This is a genomic window from Cronbergia sp. UHCC 0137, from assembly GCF_034932285.1.
GTDB lineage: Bacteria > Cyanobacteriota > Cyanobacteriia > Cyanobacteriales > Nostocaceae > Cronbergia.
In genome coordinates, this window is record NZ_JAYGHC010000013.1 from 89090 (window position 1) to 106606 (window position 17517).

Annotated in this window: 9 protein-coding genes; 1 reads left to right on the forward strand and 8 read right to left on the reverse strand. The window is 41.0% G+C overall.

Features of this window, described 5'->3' with window-relative positions; all coding sequences use genetic code 11:
• The 5 genes from VB711_RS08690 to VB711_RS08710 all read right to left on the reverse strand — a co-directional run.
• Positions 1-1499 (reverse strand): Hpt domain-containing protein (locus tag VB711_RS08690; RefSeq protein WP_323285474.1); only part of this gene is annotated, 1499 nt, incomplete at its 3' end.
• A gap of 145 nt (positions 1500-1644) precedes the next feature.
• Entirely contained in the window at positions 1645-4422 is a 2778-nt protein-coding gene (locus VB711_RS08695; protein WP_323285475.1) for a methyl-accepting chemotaxis protein, read from the reverse strand.
• A gap of 16 nt (positions 4423-4438) precedes the next feature.
• Positions 4439-4966 (reverse strand): chemotaxis protein CheW, encoded by a 528-nt coding sequence (locus VB711_RS08700; protein ID WP_323285477.1) that lies wholly within the window; start codon positions 4964-4966, stop codon positions 4439-4441.
• A 12-nt stretch (positions 4967-4978) separates the two neighbouring features.
• Positions 4979-5353: a response regulator transcription factor gene (locus tag VB711_RS08705; protein ID WP_323285478.1), complete on the reverse strand. Its 375-nt coding sequence runs from the start codon at positions 5351-5353 to the stop codon at positions 4979-4981.
• Between the two features lie 180 nt (positions 5354-5533).
• On the reverse strand, positions 5534-6763 hold the full coding sequence (locus VB711_RS08710) for a response regulator (protein WP_323285479.1): 1230 nt from the start codon (positions 6761-6763) through the stop codon (positions 5534-5536).
• 427 nt (positions 6764-7190) lie between these two features.
• On the opposite strand from VB711_RS08710, the gene hmpF reads away from it, so the two are divergent.
• Positions 7191-8954 carry a pilus motility taxis protein HmpF gene (hmpF, locus tag VB711_RS08715; protein WP_323285480.1) on the forward strand — a complete coding sequence of 588 codons (1764 nt, stop codon included), beginning with the start codon at positions 7191-7193 and terminating at the stop codon, positions 8952-8954.
• Here the strand turns inward: hmpF and tilS are convergent.
• From tilS to VB711_RS08730, 3 genes are all read right to left on the reverse strand, one after another.
• Positions 8943-9926, reverse strand: coding sequence for a tRNA lysidine(34) synthetase TilS (gene tilS, locus VB711_RS08720; protein WP_323285481.1), 984 nt, complete (start codon positions 9924-9926; stop codon positions 8943-8945). The genes hmpF and tilS overlap by 12 nt on opposite strands.
• 479 nt (positions 9927-10405) lie before the next feature.
• A complete protein-coding gene (locus VB711_RS08725) occupies positions 10406-14599 on the reverse strand; it encodes a chemotaxis protein CheB (protein ID WP_323285501.1) in 4194 nt (1397 codons plus the stop codon).
• 1082 nt (positions 14600-15681) lie between these two features.
• On the reverse strand, positions 15682-17514 hold the full coding sequence (locus VB711_RS08730; protein WP_323285482.1) for an N-acetylmuramoyl-L-alanine amidase: 1833 nt from the start codon (positions 17512-17514) through the stop codon (positions 15682-15684).
• Positions 17515-17517 lie beyond the last annotated feature (3 nt).

A 17517-nucleotide genomic window follows, 5' to 3' on the forward strand; every position in this document is an offset into this window, starting at 1 on the left:
CTTGTTGTTTGCAAGGGGATATTTTCTGATGAACTACCAAATAGATCATCTGCATCCCAATTTTCTAACTCTTCTAGAATTAATTTTGTATTTTGGGTTGGGTTTGCTAATATTATTTGATTTTCAGATTCTAAATTATCTTTTTCTAGGAAATCGTACTCAAATAATGAATTTAGGTCTTCTGTAATGTTTACAATGCTTGGTTCTGGAACGTTATTGATATTATCATCCAATGAGAGTAAATCAGCTAAATCTGAATCATTCTCATCGTTTTCTTCATCGCCAGATCCCAATTGATTAGTGATATTATTGTCTAGTATTTGTTCTTTTTGCCAAGTTTCATCTAGTTCGGAAGTTTCACCGTCAAAGAGGTCTGCTAGGGTATTTAACTCGGCAATTCCTACCTCTGGACCGTTATGAGTGATATTATTGTCAGTGAAGATTATTTTATCTTCTGGAGGAGTGATGAGAGTGCCAAGAGTAGGTGTTGGTGGTAATTGAGTTGAAACTGGTTGGGGTGGTTGAACAAGTTGTGATTTGGGCTTTAATTCTAATTGACTATGGATAGGTTCAATAACTGCTGTTTGTGGCTGTTTGTCTACCAAATCTGTTTTGAGTTCTAACAATTCAATTTCTTGAACTGGCTCAAGTGCTTTTAATGGTTGACTAATAGTAATTTCTGCTTCTTTGCCTTGAAGAATTAATTCTTGAGCTTGCTTGATTTCAGTAATAACTGTTTTAGCTAAGATTAGATACGTGTTGTCAGGATTAGCGATCGCTCTAGACGCAGTTTGACATAAAACGCACCAATTGGATATACCCCACTTTTTACCCAGTTGATCTAATTTGTCACAGCATTCCTGTAACTTTTCTCGTGAGGATGGTACGTTACTTTGCTTAAACAGTTGCAGCATTTCTCGTAAAACTTGCAACACCTGTCCTTGAAACTCAGTTCGATTCAGCTTTTGACTAGCTGCTATCGGCGCTACCTGCTGGGCAACGGTTGTTGGCGCTGGTTTCTGGATAGTTATTTTATCTACATTAGCAACCGGAATTTCTGCCCCAGATTCCTTTTGTTGGGCAAGTAATTCTTCTAAATGTTCATTCAGTCGTCTGAAGAATGGCTCATTTTCCAACATTAGTGTTTTTGCTGATTCTTCAGATAGACCAAAGGGACTACCCAGTTGATCTAATAAATCTTTTAAAGTATCAGTAACACCTAAAAACAAAGATTCTAGTTGTTGGTCTACCTTAACTGGATGTTCTCTCAGGGTTTTAAAACTATCTTCCAACCTATGGGCAGTATGCTGGATACTATTTAAACCCAACATTGCTGCACTTCCCTTCATTGAATGAGCCGCGCGGAATACCTCGTTGATCATCTCCGTATCGTTCAGAGTAGCTTGGAGATTCAGCAAACCCTGTTCAATAGTATTTAGGTATTCTCTGGCTTCTTCAAGAAAGTAACCTAAGATCCGCTGCTGTTGTTCCGGCTGCATAGCAAAAATTATGAGTTATTAGTTATTAATTGTGAGTTAGTTATGAATAGTGCTTGTCAGTGGGATGAGAACCTATGGTGATGATTAGACCAAAAGACTTTCCCCTTCCCTGCTATAAGCTTCACTCCTAACTCTTCAAGTTTTTTTACCTAGATTCCAACGTCTCCACTCGGAAACGTTCCACCGATGAGATCAAGTCACGGGATACTCCTACTAAATGTTGGAGCGCCCCAGAAACTCGCTGTGCCTCTTGGGTGTTTTCCTGGGCGGTCAGTTCTACAGATTGCATTACCTGAGCCACCGTACTGGAAGTTTCTGTCTGTTCTACTGTATCATTAGTAATTGAGCGTACCAAGCTATCAATGTGTTTGGCTACTTGAATAATATTTTCTAGTGCTAGTTTGGCTTCTTCGGCTAATTTTGTCCCTTTAATTACCTGTTGTGTTCCTTCCTCCATGGCGGTCATTACTGAACTGGTTTCGCTCTGAATTTGCATCACGATTTGTTCAATTTCCTTCAAGGATTTAGCCGATTTATCTGCTAACTGTCGCACTTCATCGGCTACAATTGCAAACCCCCGTCCTGCTTCTCCTGCCCTTGCTGCCTCAATACTGGCGTTTAGTGCTAACAGGTTGGTTCTAGAAGCAATCTGAGAAACTAAGGCGACGATGGAGTTAATTTCTTGGGATGATTCGGCTAATCGTTTAACTTTGCGGGTGGTTTCGGCTACTGTTTCTCGAATTTCCAAAATACCAGCCACGGTATTTTCTACTGCTTCCCCACCTTGAATAGCGATTCTGCTGGCATCACGGGCAACAGTTTCCGCTTCCTGTGCGGCTTCTGCTACCCGTTGGATGGATTTGGTCATTTCCTGGACAGAACTCAAAGTTAGTGCTAACTCTTGTGCTTGGCGTGAAGCATCACTAGATAAGGATCTAGCAAAGGTTTCGGAATTGGTAGCTCCTTTGGTTACATCCCTGGCGGCTATTTTTACCTGTTGAACAATATCCCGCAGGTTTTGAATAGTCAGGTTAAAGGCATCAGCTACGGCTCCGAGTACGTCGGCTGTCACCTCTGCCTGTACTGTCAAATCTCCTCTGGCTGCCCCTTCTACGTCGTCCAAGAGCCGAATTACTTGACGTTGCAGGTTTTCTTTGGCTTCTTCTTGTTCAATGGCTTTCCGTTGGGCTTCATTGGTGGTTGTAAAAATCACCCTGGTCATTTCATTAAAGCTGGTGGCTAAGTAGCCTAGTTCATCTTCGGAATAGACTGTAGCTTGTACTGAAAGACTTCCTTGCCGTACAGCGTCAAATTGAGCCTGTAGGTCTTTGGTTGTGCGCCGAATTTGTCTGAGGGTGAGGGTACCCACAGATCCTGCGGTGACAGCACCGGCAATTCCTGCGGATAAAGCCATGACCAGTCCTGTATTTCTGACTGATTCCCGTTGTTGGGGTGGGGTAAATTCCATGGCGGCAAAACCAATGACGGCAGCTATTACTGTTGAGGCTAAACCTACAGCACCGGCTAGATACCATTGTTTTGTGTCTAGGGAGGCGTTTTCTAGGAATGCAAAGGCACCTTGTTCAACGTTGACGGTGGGTTCTATATTGACACTGGGAGTATCTGATTGGCTAAAGACTGGGACTACTTCTTGAGCGCCTGTAATGGTGAATAGTTCTTCCTCTCGTTTACGGAGGTCGGCTGAATCTTCTCCTGAAGGGCGATCGCTAAAGGTACTAGAATTGAAATGATCCTCTACTGGCTCAGATCCCAATTGGTGATTCCTAAAATCTACCTCCTCTGTCAATTCAAAGCCTGGTATATTACCTAAATCATCAAATTCGTCAAAATCCTCTAAAAATCCGGTATTTTGCTGGGATTTTGCCTCACTATGCTGGGTTTCTTCAAAGGAGGCAAAGTTTTCTGCCCCAAAGGCCGATTCAAATGCCTCTAGATCAAAACCATCATCCACAAACTGACTCTGATCTATATTGTCCGGTGAAGACACCTCTTCCTCTTCATTTAAGGATAAATTCCCATTCAAATAAGAGGACGTTGAACTATTGAAGTTTGAACTTGATCTAACTTCTGTCGCTTCTTCCCTAGTATCTAATTTAGTATTTTGTTCATTGAAGTTATTGGCGGCAAAATCTACAGTTTCCAGACTCATTTCTGATTCCATAAATGTGCCAAAGGAATTATTTTCTTCACTATTTGGCGTTTTTAAAATTGTTTTCGCCATAGATGAATAATTATTACTTTGACTAATTATCGTGTTTTCCTCACTAGAAATTTCTAATTCATCTAGGGGATTATCTTCTTGCCAAAAATGTGGTAACTCTAGTCTTGTGGCCTGGTCACTATCTTCATTTTGTGAATCTACGGCAAAGGGATCATCCCCAAACATAATGGAGGTTTCTTCTGTGTGTCCGAAATTGCTATTGTCATCTATAGCTGCGCCAAAAGGATCGTTTCCAGCTGGGTGTTCCAGATTTTCTAACCCTTCTAGATCAAAACTATTTAAATCATTTACCCCCATATCCAGTAGTTCTGTATCCTCTGTTGCCAGACGACCGTTAGACATTTCATTGATATAGAAATCCTCATTACCACCCTGTTGGCTGTCTGAGTCTTTGAGTCTGGTCGGCATTGCCTGACTAATATTCTCAAGACCAATATTGGCAAAGTTGAGAATTTCTTCATCTTCTGTCAAGTTCAACACTCTTTGGTATTCTGCCTGAGCTATTTCATAATCCTGCAAAACATAATATACATGACCCCGCAATAAACGAGAACTAGGATCATCTGGTGAATGTTGTACTACTTTATCAACTAAAACAGCCGCATCTTCATACTTTTGTTCAACATAGGCTGTTATTGCCTGTTGATAGGTTGGATTATGATCATTTATACTTATAGCCATTTTATTCCTCCGAAATTCATCCTGCCCACCGCGCACTTCTTAAAATTGCTGTTTGATCAAGTAGTCGTAAACACTGATTTGTCTGATTTAATAACCATTCACCACGCAAAAACGGGGCCATGGCATCTGATACATTATTGGTTGGCATCAGATGTTGTACATCAAGCCAATCCATCCCACATATTTCTTCTACACCTAGACCGACTATTGTATCTTGATCTTCAATAGCAATCACTGGTATATCAGACCTATCTGTGTTTAATGGGGTTGATTCCCCTAAAAATTGCCCTAAATCAGCTACCCAAATTAATCGGCCGCGTAAGTTTAGAGTACCCAAAAGTAATGGAGAAGCGTTATGAATCGGTGTAATTCGATCAGGACTTAGTTCTATCACCTCCCGGATACCAGTGGCTGGTAAGGCAAACTCCTGTTGTGAGGAAATGAAGAATCGCAGATGTAACTCACCTTCGGGACTTTCTAGTTGTAATTCCGGGCGAAATTGGTCTTGGCCGCTGCCACTCAAGAAGTCTGGTTTGCTGACCATATTTTTAGTTTTTTATCCTCCTAAGACTCGTAACAGTTGTTTGACTGTTCCTACCAACTCGGTTGGTTGAAATGGTTTGGCTATGTAAGCATCTGCACCCTGTTTCATGCCCCAGTAGCGATCAAATTCTTCTCCTTTAGAAGAACACATGACCACAGGAACATTTTGGGTTTTGGGGTCGGATTTTAAACGCCGACAAAGTTCATACCCGTTCATTCGGGGCATGACAATATCTAATACCACCAAGTCGGGGGGTGTGCTTTGAATGGATTCCAAAGCTTCTACTCCGTCACCAGCATGGGTTACTGTTAATCCACTGGCTTTGAGTAGATCTGTAATCATCTCCCTTTGTGCCAAACTATCTTCCACGATTAAAACTGTACTCATAGATGCCTGTTTACCTCCTGATTTAGCGGTTTCTAACTGGAATATTTCCTTGTTCCTATCCTATATTAACTGTATAAATTAATTCTATTGCTTCATAGATTGAATGTATTTTACTGTATATCTATGGTTGTTTACCCAGAATAGCTGATTTGGTGATAATATTTTTTACCCTATCTTCAATCAAATCAACAAGTCTTCTGTATTGTTTGTTGTATGCCGGAAGGATCTGGTGTTGATATACTGTTCTACGAGCATCAGCAGTTCCGTAGCTGTGAATGGTTTGGTTAAATAATCTGTTGCTCCGACCATCCTGGCTCTGACTCGATCAATAAATCCATCTTTACCAGTTAGCATAATAATTGGGACAAATCGAAAGGCTGTAGAATGTCGTAACATAGCGCAAATTTCGTAACCATCAAGTTCTGGCATGGTAATATCACAGAGAATTAGATCTGGCTGGAATTGAAAAATCAGACTGAATGCTTCTAGGGGATTGGTAATGGAAACCGCTTCATACCCCTGGGATTTTAAGATTGTCTCTATTGTTTCACAGATAGCGATCGCATCCTCAATACATACTATCCTTCCCTGCCTTTTGTCTACCTGCGCCCAATTTTTTGTTTCTCCGTCATTGGTATGGGTTGAATATACTAATTGTAGCCACCCCTGTTGTACATAAGGATATATGGCCTTGGCAACGGTTAAAATATCCCTGTCCAGATGGCGAGCTAATTGACGAATGGAGGTCTTACCATCAGCCCATTTCTGTAATTTACTAACTGTTGCTGGTGGTAAGGAGGAGTTGACCCTAGCTATATCAGCCAAAATTGGTAACTGTTCCGGTGATTCAATATGTGGATATAGTTGCTTCCACTCTTGCACCTGTTTGGTAATTTTGGTATTCAAGGGGGAAATTTCTAAGGTGGTTAATTGGGGTGCAAGTGCTGTACCTAAATCGAAAATAAAACTACCTTGGTGTAAATTTAGCAAATCGAACAGGGTCTCATGCACCAAGCCTTGAATAATATTCCGAGCTATTTTGGGATTAATAATATTTTGCTCTAGCAGTTCCCACAGATAGGCATATTCTGGAGAATTTTTGGACTCAGGGAAGTCCAACTGCATTTTATCCAATCCCTTCTCGATTCGGTAATGACGCAAATAATCGTCAATGCGAGATAAGGTATTATTACCTACTTGTCCATAGACTATTTTACCATTCAAAAAAAATACAAACCAAGACTGAGAGCGATTTTCCCAGATCGGAAAGTTCTGGAAACTCTCATCAGTATTCAGTTTGTTGCTCTGGCTAGAATAATGGGATTCTACCCATAATTGCCCCGTGCGTTGTCCTAATTCAATCAATGTTAGGATACTGCCAATATCAATTTCTGTTAAATTTCCCTGCATTGAGGTTAAAAGCACTCCTGGGTACTCTAGTTAAGATTACTTGACTAATTGTGGACTTTAATCCCCTCATCTTGCAATTGGAGTGATGAGGTAGTTTACTAGCAAAACTATTACCTGTAAGATTAGTTTAGAAAAAGAGATGTTACCCTAAAAAGGTTAAACTTTGATCATGTACTTTAGCAAAGGTAGTAATCACACGGAAGTCATTATTTGGTGCATCAGTACAAAATATAGGAAAAAATCTCGAACCCTGATTTTAAATAGCCCGTAATAGGTAGAGATAAATGAATAAGTTGTGAGAATTTACACCTATCAATAGTTTCATCAGGCTTGTGCGGCTAAACTCAAGTTGAACACACAAGCAAACCAAATCATTTCAGACATATTTCAAAACACGGAATAAAACTGCTTCAAAAGGACTAATAGTGTGCTGTATTTAGCAGAAGTGCAAAAGCAGAAAGGCGGCTTGCTCAGTGGTGGTGCCAAAACAGAACTAAAGTTGTTAGCTTGTCAAAGAAGCGACCAAAATTGGATCACTGTTTCGGAAGAAACAATTGTTGCTGAGGAAGCAAGCAAATTAAATGATGGCGCACTGGTGCTAGTAGAACTCAGTGCAAACCGTCACGTCCAGAGGATTCAAGACGCAGGACGACCATTAGTTAATATTTTGCAGAATTTTTCCCGCCAATTGGAAAAATTTAAGCTCAAAGAAGAAGAAATTGATGAATGGAAAAAGGCTCTCCTGATCCAAGTCCAGGAGTTAAATCGCCGGGAAATGGACATGGAAGCACGCTACGAACAGGTGCAACAATTGGAAGAGTCCTTGCAAAACCTGGAAACAGAAAAGCAAGAAGTTCAGCAAATTAGGCAAAAGGCGGAAAAGTTACGGATAGAAGTTGATCGGAATCGTCAGGAACTAGAAGGAGCTTGGGAACATTTACGGGGTGAACAACGCCGACTAGAGCAAATCGCGGCAGAGAATTGTCAACAGGGTCAGGCTCTGGACATGGAGCGCGGTCGTCTACTGGTGGATTTACTCAATCGCTTATCTAGCAATGTTGTCACCACGGAAACTGTGCGGGAAAATCTGAATTTTGCCTTTGAATTGGTCGAAAGACAACAAGCTGCTCTTAACCCCCATTGGCAACAAATGGAACTGCAACGGACTCTAGCCCATCAACAGCAGGAGGAATATCAGCGTCTAGAAACTATGTTGGGCGATCGCCAAAACCAATGTCAACAGATCCAAAATTCTCTGGAGCAACAAGTAGCTAATTTACATAAAAATATTACCCTACTGGCAAGCAAGCAAGATTTTGTTCGCATCCTTAAAGATCAGTTACGGTTGCAAGAAGATTTATATTTACACATTCAATCCTTAGCTGCTAATTCTGGGGATGCAGTTTTTGGGCATCAAGTTGATGTGGAAAGTTTACAAAATATGCCCAGGGAAGACCTGCAACAAATGGTACAAGATTTGCAGGAAAAATTAAACCAAGATTCAACCTTTGTACAAGATCAAGAACAAGAACTCAAATATAAGCAAGAAACTATAGAAGAACTACGAAAAAAGATTCAATTTCCCTATGGACAAAATCTCGATCATTTGCGAGCAGAATTGATTGAAGAAGAAGGTCTCTATCAAATGCTCAATGAAACTTTGGTGGGACAACGGCGCAGTTTACTCCAAAGACAGAATATCCTCAGACAACACCAAGTCATACTCCTACAAAGATTAGGGTACACAGATGCTAATCAACAAATAAATAACAACATTGATTTTCGTCCAGTCATGTTGGAAATTGAAGCCCTGCGACAAAAAAAATCCCAGGAATTGCAAAATCTAGAACGGGATATTGAGCAATTAGGCATTGATATTGACCAGACCCAAGGAATGATTACCAATCAAACCCATAATCTGGAAGAAAGTCGTCAAGAAGTAGGGAGAATTGAGGAAAATATAACGGCCTTAAAAACTTCATCTATAGAATGTTGGGCTAAAGTTAATCTTTATCAAGAGGCGCTAAGACCAATTCAAGATGCTTTAGATGGGTTAAGATTGAAACTGCAAGCGATCGCCGAATCCTTAACTCAAGTCCAAGCAAGTGGTGATCATCAACAACAAGCTATCACCGAAATGCGCCAAACGATTCAAGATTTGCTCTCTGTACCGGAGTTGTTAGCATCTTAGGTAGATCCAATTATCCTCTATTTGGGCGATCGCTCCACCAGGAAAAGGATCAGTTTGGGAACGGTTCGGGGCTGTAATTAAAGCTGTTAATTTTTCAATATGTTCAAAACTGGGTGCTTCAGGTAATATTTTTTGTAATATCTGACGCATCACCCGTCTTTGTAAAGCTAATGGTGCTTCCTGTAACACTAGGCGATTTATCCGCAGGGGAAAAACCTCTGGACTCATTGCTGCTTCTAGTAGTTGCTGGGCGGCCTGTTCTAAATATTCCACTTCCCCCTGCAACAGTTCGGCTGTTTGGGCTAAAGCCGCTTCAACTTGGGGGTTGAAATTTTTTTGTAAATATGGTATTAACTCGCGACGAATCCGATTGCGAGCGTATTGTAGATCTTGGTTGGTGCAATCTTCCCAAATTGGTAAATTAAACTCTTGACAAAACTGCTCTGTTTGGGAACGAGTCACTTCTAGCAGTGGACGGACTAAGATGATTTTGTCAGTTAATGGACGTTCCCAAGTTAAAGCCTGTAAACCATCTGCACCGGTACCCCGAATTAAATTATAAAGGAGAGTTTCAGCGCGATCGCTGGCGGTGTGTCCTGTGACAATATATTGATAATTATTAATTTGGGCAATATTAGTCAAAGCCTGATAACGCCAATTCCTCGCCCTAGCCTCGCTATTTACCTCTTCTTGAGCCGTGGCTAAAAAAAATGACGTTTCCCAAGTTTTAGCTAAGTTTTCTACATGAAGGGCATTAGCTTGAGAATCAGCACGCCAACGATGATCACAGTGGGCGATTCCTAACTCCCATTTCCATTTGGGTTGCAAATCTAATAATAATTTAATTAAACATAAAGAATCCTGTCCACCAGAAACAGCCACTAATAGCCGTTGGTTAGGTGCAAACAAGCGACGAGCGCGGATAGTTCGATGTATTTTAGCGTGGAGTGGAGTCCATAGACTCTTAGACATTGTTTGAGTTGCTCGTTTTTCAGCATTTTTTCCCACCATGCACCCCTATCTCTTCCTTGATTTTCTCACTTCTTTTTGCTATACTAAGCACGGCTTAATTATTTGATTCTGTGGGTAGGGGTTTAGCACTGCTCATACGTGTCAACTTAAGCCCCGGCGACTGGAAGTCGCGGCTACACAAACAAAGTCCGCCTGCGCGGACTCAGAAAAAATCGAGGATCTGAAACCCACGGAGGTGGGTTTTGCCTGTGTAGATGCGGTTTTTAACCGCCGATTTAATCTTAAGTTGACACCAATGAGCACTGCTAAACCCCTACAAATCTGGGTTTGTTGTAATTTTGTAAAAGTCCATGTCCCAACCGTTTTTAGTATAACTCTTGTTCATTGTCAAATACCTACACCTGTCAGAGGCAAGGGAGGAGGGGAACAGGATTAATTTTGATTTTCTGCTATTTTTAATTAACCCTCTACTTCCAAGACTAATCACTACCGACTCGTCCAGCTAAAGAAGCAACTATAGATATTAATTGGTTGGGTTCTACGGGTTTGGGGATGTGCATTTGAAATCCGGCGGCTAAGGCTTCTGTGTGTTCTGTATACCCAGCATAGGCTGTCAGGGCGGCGGCGGGAATTTTGCCCCCTTTTGACTCATCTAGCGCCCTCACTTGTCGAATTAGACTATAACCGTCTTCTTGGGGTAAACCAATATCAGATAACAACACATCGAAACTTCCAGGATTGTCAATTATGGTTGATATTGCTTCACTGGCTGAGGAGACTGATGTTACTTGCACACCACGATCTTCCAGGATAATTGTAAATAATTGACGGATATCTGCTTCGTCATCTACAATCAACACCCGCACACCCTCTAAAGATCCAATATTGCGAGTTGATAACTGCATTTCCTCTGAAGAAATAACCGGCTTTCTGGTCATTAAAATAGAAATATCTTGTTGCTGGATTTGCAGAGGTAAAATAACTGTAAAAGTTGATCCTTGTCCTACACCGGGACTTTCTGCTTCAACTGTACCACCGTGGAGTTCTACTAAATGACGGACAATGGACAGACCCAATCCCAATCCGGGATTCGATCGCCCTTTACCACCATCAGCTTGTCGGAATCGCTCGAAAATATAGGGTAGAAATTCAGGTGTAATGCCTTGGCCTGTGTCTTTAATTTCAATTCGAGCTTGGGAATTAGTATAACTTAGGGTGACATCAATTCTGCCTCCGCTGGGGGTGAATTTAATGGCGTTGGAAAGTATATTCCAGAAAACTTGCTGTAATCGACTGCGATCGCCGATAATTTTTTGAGGTGTGGGATCTAATCTAGATGTGATCTGAATATTTTTCGCTTCTGCTGATAACTGCACAACAGCGATCGCTGCTTCAATAATTGAAACCAGATCAACTGTTTGAGCATCCATCCTTAATCTACCTAAGCTAATCCGCGAGATATCTAACAAATCGCTAATTAGATCGTTTTGCGCTATGGCACTGCGCTCAATAGCTTCTAGCGCCTGTTCCGTTTTTGCTGGATCTAACTGGTTGGTGCGTAGCAATTGCGACCAGCCCAAGAGGGCATTGAGCGGGTTTCGCAGTTCGTGAGAGAGAATAGACAAGAACTCATCTTTGGCGCGGTTGGCTGACTCGGCTGCACTACGGGCTGACTGTTCTTGATTAAGAAGTTGAATCCGTTCGGTTTCCAACTGTTTCTGCTGGGTAATATCTTCAATTGCCAACAAAATTAAAGGTTTATTGTCGATTTGCGTCATTCTCCTGGCCTTGAGCCGCATGACTTTAAAGCCAATATTCTCGAAGTGATGTTCTATTTCCATATCTTGAAATTGGTTTTGTAAGGGTAAAATCTCCTCTAAGAGCGATCGCAATCGGGAAATATTCCACTGGCCATTACCAATTTCATAAATTAAATGCTGTTCTGTTTGCTCTCGTGTCACCTGGAAGGTATCATAGAAAAATTCATTGGCACTAATCACCCGCAAATCTACATCTAACACCACCAGAGATTGACGCACTGTATCTACAATTGCTTGGGCGTAATCGCGGGATGCTCTCAGTTGGTCGGTACTACGCTTGAGGGCATCAATATCAATCAACACCACCACCGCACCTTCAATTTTATGATCTATGGTTCGATATGGTCGGATGCGGAGATCATACCAATGTCCCTGCTGGTCTTGCACTTCCTGGGTTTTCAAGTTTAGGGAGCTAATCACCTCTAAAATTTGTGCTTCTAAATCGGGGATATTTAATTTGTGTTTGATATCACTAAAAGGCCGCCCCAAATCTGAGGCAATCAGATTAAAAACTGTGCCGGCTGCTGGAGTAAAACGACGAATCTGTAAATCACCCGCCAACATCAGAATTGGAATATTGATGTTACTCAGCAGATTTTGTAAATCATTGTTAACTTGAGTTGATTCTATATTCCGTCGTTGTAGTTCGTCGTTAACTGTGTTGAGTTCTTCATTGCTGGCTTGAATCTCTTCTTTTGCCGTTTCTAGTTCTTCATTCGTACTTTGTAATTCTTCGTTACTAGAAAGAATTTCTTCGTTAGCTGCTCTCAAGTCTTGATTAGTAGCTTGCTGTTCTTCTATAATTGATTGCAGATATTCTTTCGTGCTAGATAACTCTTGGTTGAGTCGGCTAATTTCTTCTTCCTTGCTGCTGTCTTTACTTTGATCAGATTTCGATAGAGGTGGATTTATTTGCTCTACATTATTCTCTAACTGGAGTATATCTTGAAACAAAACTAAAAAGAAATGTTCTTCTGTGCCAGCAGGTTTAAAAGGAATTACATCTACCCTTACAAACCTAATTTGATTATCTTCTCTAATTTGTAACCCTTCTTTGCTTACCGCGATCGCTTGCTTTTTAGCCTGGTGAATAATAGTTCGTAAATCTAGTCTTAATTCCTCCTTGACCATTTTTAATACATTGAAGCTGGGTCTGCCTGGTGCCGGTTGTAAATAGGGTGCAGTCTGTCCCCGAAATTGCACAATCTCCAGTTCGTTATTGATAATTACCCCAACAGGAGCATATTGACGTAACACAATTCTGTCAGCTTCTTTCTGTATTTCTAATTCACTAAGAGTATTTTCGTTGATATGGGGCTGAATAGTTACAATTTCTGGGGTGTGATTATTAGAAAGTAGATCCATAGCCAGTCGAACTGATGCTATTTTCCGGGAATAGATTTTGTATTTTCTATCAACCATGGTAAACAATTCAGTAAACTCGCCCACTGTTTCCGAATTTCCTAACATCAAATAACCTGTGGATTTAAGTGCATAATGAAAAATCGGTAGGAGTTTTTTCTGTACAGGAGATCCTAAATAAATGAGAACATTTCGGCAAGTAATTAAATCGAGCCGAGAAAATGGTGGGTCAGAGATCAAGTTATGACGGGCAAAAACACACAGTTCTCGTACTGCTTTAATAATTTGGTAGTTACCATCAACGAGAATAAAAAAGCGTTGTAATCGTTCTGGAGAGATATCTGCAACTTGACTGGGTTTATAGATGCCACTTCTGGCTTTATCAATGGCAATTTCATTAATATCTGTGGCAAAAATTTGAATGGGAATATTAATGACTTGATTGCTTAAAAATTCCAGTAAGCTGATGGCAATGGAATAGGCTTCTTCCCCTGTCGCACATCCCGCTACCCAGATGCGGATAGGTAAATCGGGTTTTCGATCTTTGACAATCAGGGGAAATACTGTGGTTTTTAAAGCTTCAAAGGCTTCGGGATCTCGGAAAAAACTGGTGACGGTAATCAAAACATCCTGATATAGTGCGGTTACTTCTTCTGGGTGATTTTGGAGATATTGGGCGTAATCTTCGATTTTTTCAAGTTTGTACAGCATCATCCGCCGCAAGATCCGCCGCTTCAAGGTAGTGTGTTTGTATAAGTTAAAGTCAACTCCCTTAGAGGCTTTGAGTAAACTAAAAATAATCGAAAGGGCATCTCCTGCCATTGTTTCAAGCTGCCTTTCTGGTGGTGATTGCTTGATGTATGGATGTAGGCTAATTTTCGCTAGTTCTTCAGCGATCGCTCTTGGTGTTAAAATGAAATCTACATACCCGGAAGCGATCGCTGTGTTGGGCATACTACTAACTTTAGCTGAAGCTTCACACTGGGCAAAGGTAATACCACCAGCCCCTTTGATTGTTTCTAGTCCCCTAGTTCCGTCTCCATCTCCCCCTGACAGCACCACACCAATGGCTTTGTTTCCTCTCTCTTGTGCCAGGGATATTAAAAAAATATCGACTGTGACTGGCATTCCCCGCACTTTTTCCAGGGGACTGAGTTTTAGCACTCCATTAGCGATCGTCATTTGACTATTAGGGGGGATGACATAAACATGATTCGGTTCTACAGGCATACCATCCTGTATTTCCGTTACAGCCATCTCCGTTGATCTAGAAAGAATATCTGTCAATAAGCTTTTTTGATGGGGACTCAAATGTTGAACTAGGACAAACGCCATACCAGTATCCGTTGGTAAATGGCTCAATAGTTCTGTAAATGCTTCTAAACCCCCTGCTGATGCTCCTATGCCGACAATAGGAAATAATTCGTCTTGATTATCTTGTTCATCTGTATTATTGGATTGAGACTTTTTGGTAGATCGCCTAGACTTCATCATACAACGCCGATCATTGTTCGGAAGGTTAAGTTTTTTTTTAATTGACTTTTTACCTTGATAACTTTACTCTAACTTAATACAAGTTGCATAGCGTAAGTATTTATTCTTAACTTTCCTTACATCAAGTGTTTCACATAAAAATGTAACGGAATAAGGAGATTATTACTGTAATTAACCAAAGTTGCTAATTTTAATTTTCAGATATTTTATAGTTTGTATTTAATATTTCTAAATAAATCCAAGTATTGTAGTAACTCAAGTTGCTAGTTATTAATTTTGCGGATATTTTGTAATGTGTAGGGTGCGTCAGACAGAATAATTTAGGCTAAAATCACTAATTTTAAGTTTCTGACGCACCTTAATTTGATCTAACTAGCAACTTAGGTTAGTAGTGTGGGCAATGCCGATTAAAACCCACAGATTGTGGGCAATGCCCACCCTACGTGTATGTTCAAAACTCAAATAGGAGTCCTATAATGATGTGAGGTTATGTACATTTAATTACCGGATATATAGGACTCATAAATTATTTCTAAGAGGGTGTTTGAAAAGTCTAAATTTGTACTCGCCCTGGCGACTAGAAGTCGCGGCTACACAATCGAAACCCACCTCCGTGGGTTGTAAACCCTTTATTTGATCTAACTAGCAACTTACGTTAATTCTTCCTCCTGACTCCTGACTCCTGACTCCTGACTCCTGACTCCTAGCCCTAATGAAAAGACTTTTTCATCAAACCCTAATTAGTTCTCATTATCTAACCATTAAAAAACGCCCAGGAGTGTTACCGTGTTTCCACCCCAGGCGTTTTTTGTTTTAACTTTGCTCCTCACACGAATCTAGAATATCACTCATTAAACTAAATGGCAAGTATATTAGCCCACATTTTTATAATTTGTTGGATCAAAATTATCTGCAAAAATAAAAAGCACTTGGGATTGTTACCGTGTTTCCCCCCCAAGTACTCCTGTGTTTCAACTTACTCATCACACACAAGAGGTAGACTATCACGGTTAAATTCAATAACAAGTACCAATAGTGCCACTTTAATAACTGTCAATATAGGCAGGAGGCAGGGGCTTTTACCTTCTCTGTAGATACTTGAGAATACCATAGGCGATCGCCTCAGCCATGCGGTCTTGATATTCTGGTGATGCTAGACGGGGATTGTCTTCACGTCCACTCATATAACCTGTTTCTACTAAAATCGAGGGCATCGAGCTTTTTCTGAGAACATAGAATCTAGCTCTGCGAGTTCCTCGGTCTTTGATGGTGCTGATACTCTGGAGAATATTTGTACGGACTGCTTCTGCTAATTGATAACCGCTATCGTAATAATATACTTCTAAGCCGTTAACATCAGGGCGATTCCCAACTGAATTAGCATGAATGCTGACAAATAAATTGGCGTTGACCCGCTTTGCTATATCCACTCGTCCTTGGAGTTCCACGAAAAAATCAGCATCTCTTGTTAATACGGCTTGTACCCCATTTTGTTCCAAAACCCTAGCAATTCTTTTACCAATCGGTAAAATCACATCTTTTTCTAATAATCCACCTAAACCAGGCGCGCCGGGGTCTTTACCACCATGACCAGGATCAATCACTACTATCAATTTTCCATTCGGTATTGGTGTCCGTAGGGGAAAATTATTGGTATTGGGGTCTGGGATTTGTCCCTGGTTACTTAATCTTAATGGAGGTAAACTGGTGGGGGGTCTAATTCCCTGAAAGCGTTGTAATGGTAATGCGAGAATTTTGCTAGTAATTTGGTTGAGTGTACCAATTTGTACTCCCGATGCGGGTTGAATGGAGACAACTACAGTATTGGGTGTTTGAGATTGTAGACGTACTCTCAGAATCGGACTATTGGCATCAAAAGTTGGGCCTGTTACCTGATTATCTAAGGTAGCATTAGGAATAATGATCCGAAATAAGCCTGTGCTTCTATCCCAGTTAGCGGTGGCTGATAAATTTTGGTCGGCTTTAATTAAGAGTTGCGTACTATTACCAGCTAGTTCTATAGATTGAATAGTTGCTGGTGAGTTGTTTGTTGGTGGATTATTTGTAGCTGATGTAGAATTACGATCTGGTAGTAAAACAAAGCCGCCATTCCCACTAGATAATGACCGCCAATCTGGACTGTTGTTATTGACCTTTAAGCTGAGACGAACAGTGGGTGAACTGTTGGGAAGTTGAATAAATTCAATACTTGTGACACCGTAACGATTAATTAGCAGTTCTCGTTGTTCTAGTAGATTGGCAGATAAAGTTGCGCCGGCGATGTCGATGTTGATTGTTTGATTATCTTGGGTACGGTTGATTTCTATTTGGGGATTTCCGCCACTGGTGCGAATATAAAAACCGTCACCTGTGACTTGTAAGTTCTCGACTTGGATGGATTGGTTGTTGGAGGTGACAGGAGCGCTTCTCAGCAGATTATAAATATTTTTAGGAGTTGGTGGGGTAGTGGCGGTGGTTTCTAATTGTTGGTCAGGAATATCTGATAAGGGAATAGTCGCTAATGTTTCTGGTGTTGGTAATTGTACTAACCACCGCTTGGGAGTTGTACCAACAAATTTGATCAGTTTGGGGTCTAGGGTGTAGCCTGGAGCGAGTTCCACGACGATGCGTGTGGTTTGCGGGTCAAATTGTCCAATTCTAACGGCACGAATTTTACCACCAATGGGTTGAGTTAACTGGGAACGGTCAAGAGTAATTCCCGGTAAATCAATTACCAAACGTGTGGGGTTAAAAATCAGTTGGGCTTGGGGTTGAACGGGAATAGAGGTGTTTATTTCCAGTCGATTTTGGTTGCTATCAAATCGCCAAGATTCTAATTTCGTAGCCGTGGCCGGCGATGATAGCGTGAGGATAGCTCCAAAGGTGCTGGGGATTAACCAGTGTAGTTTCACAGT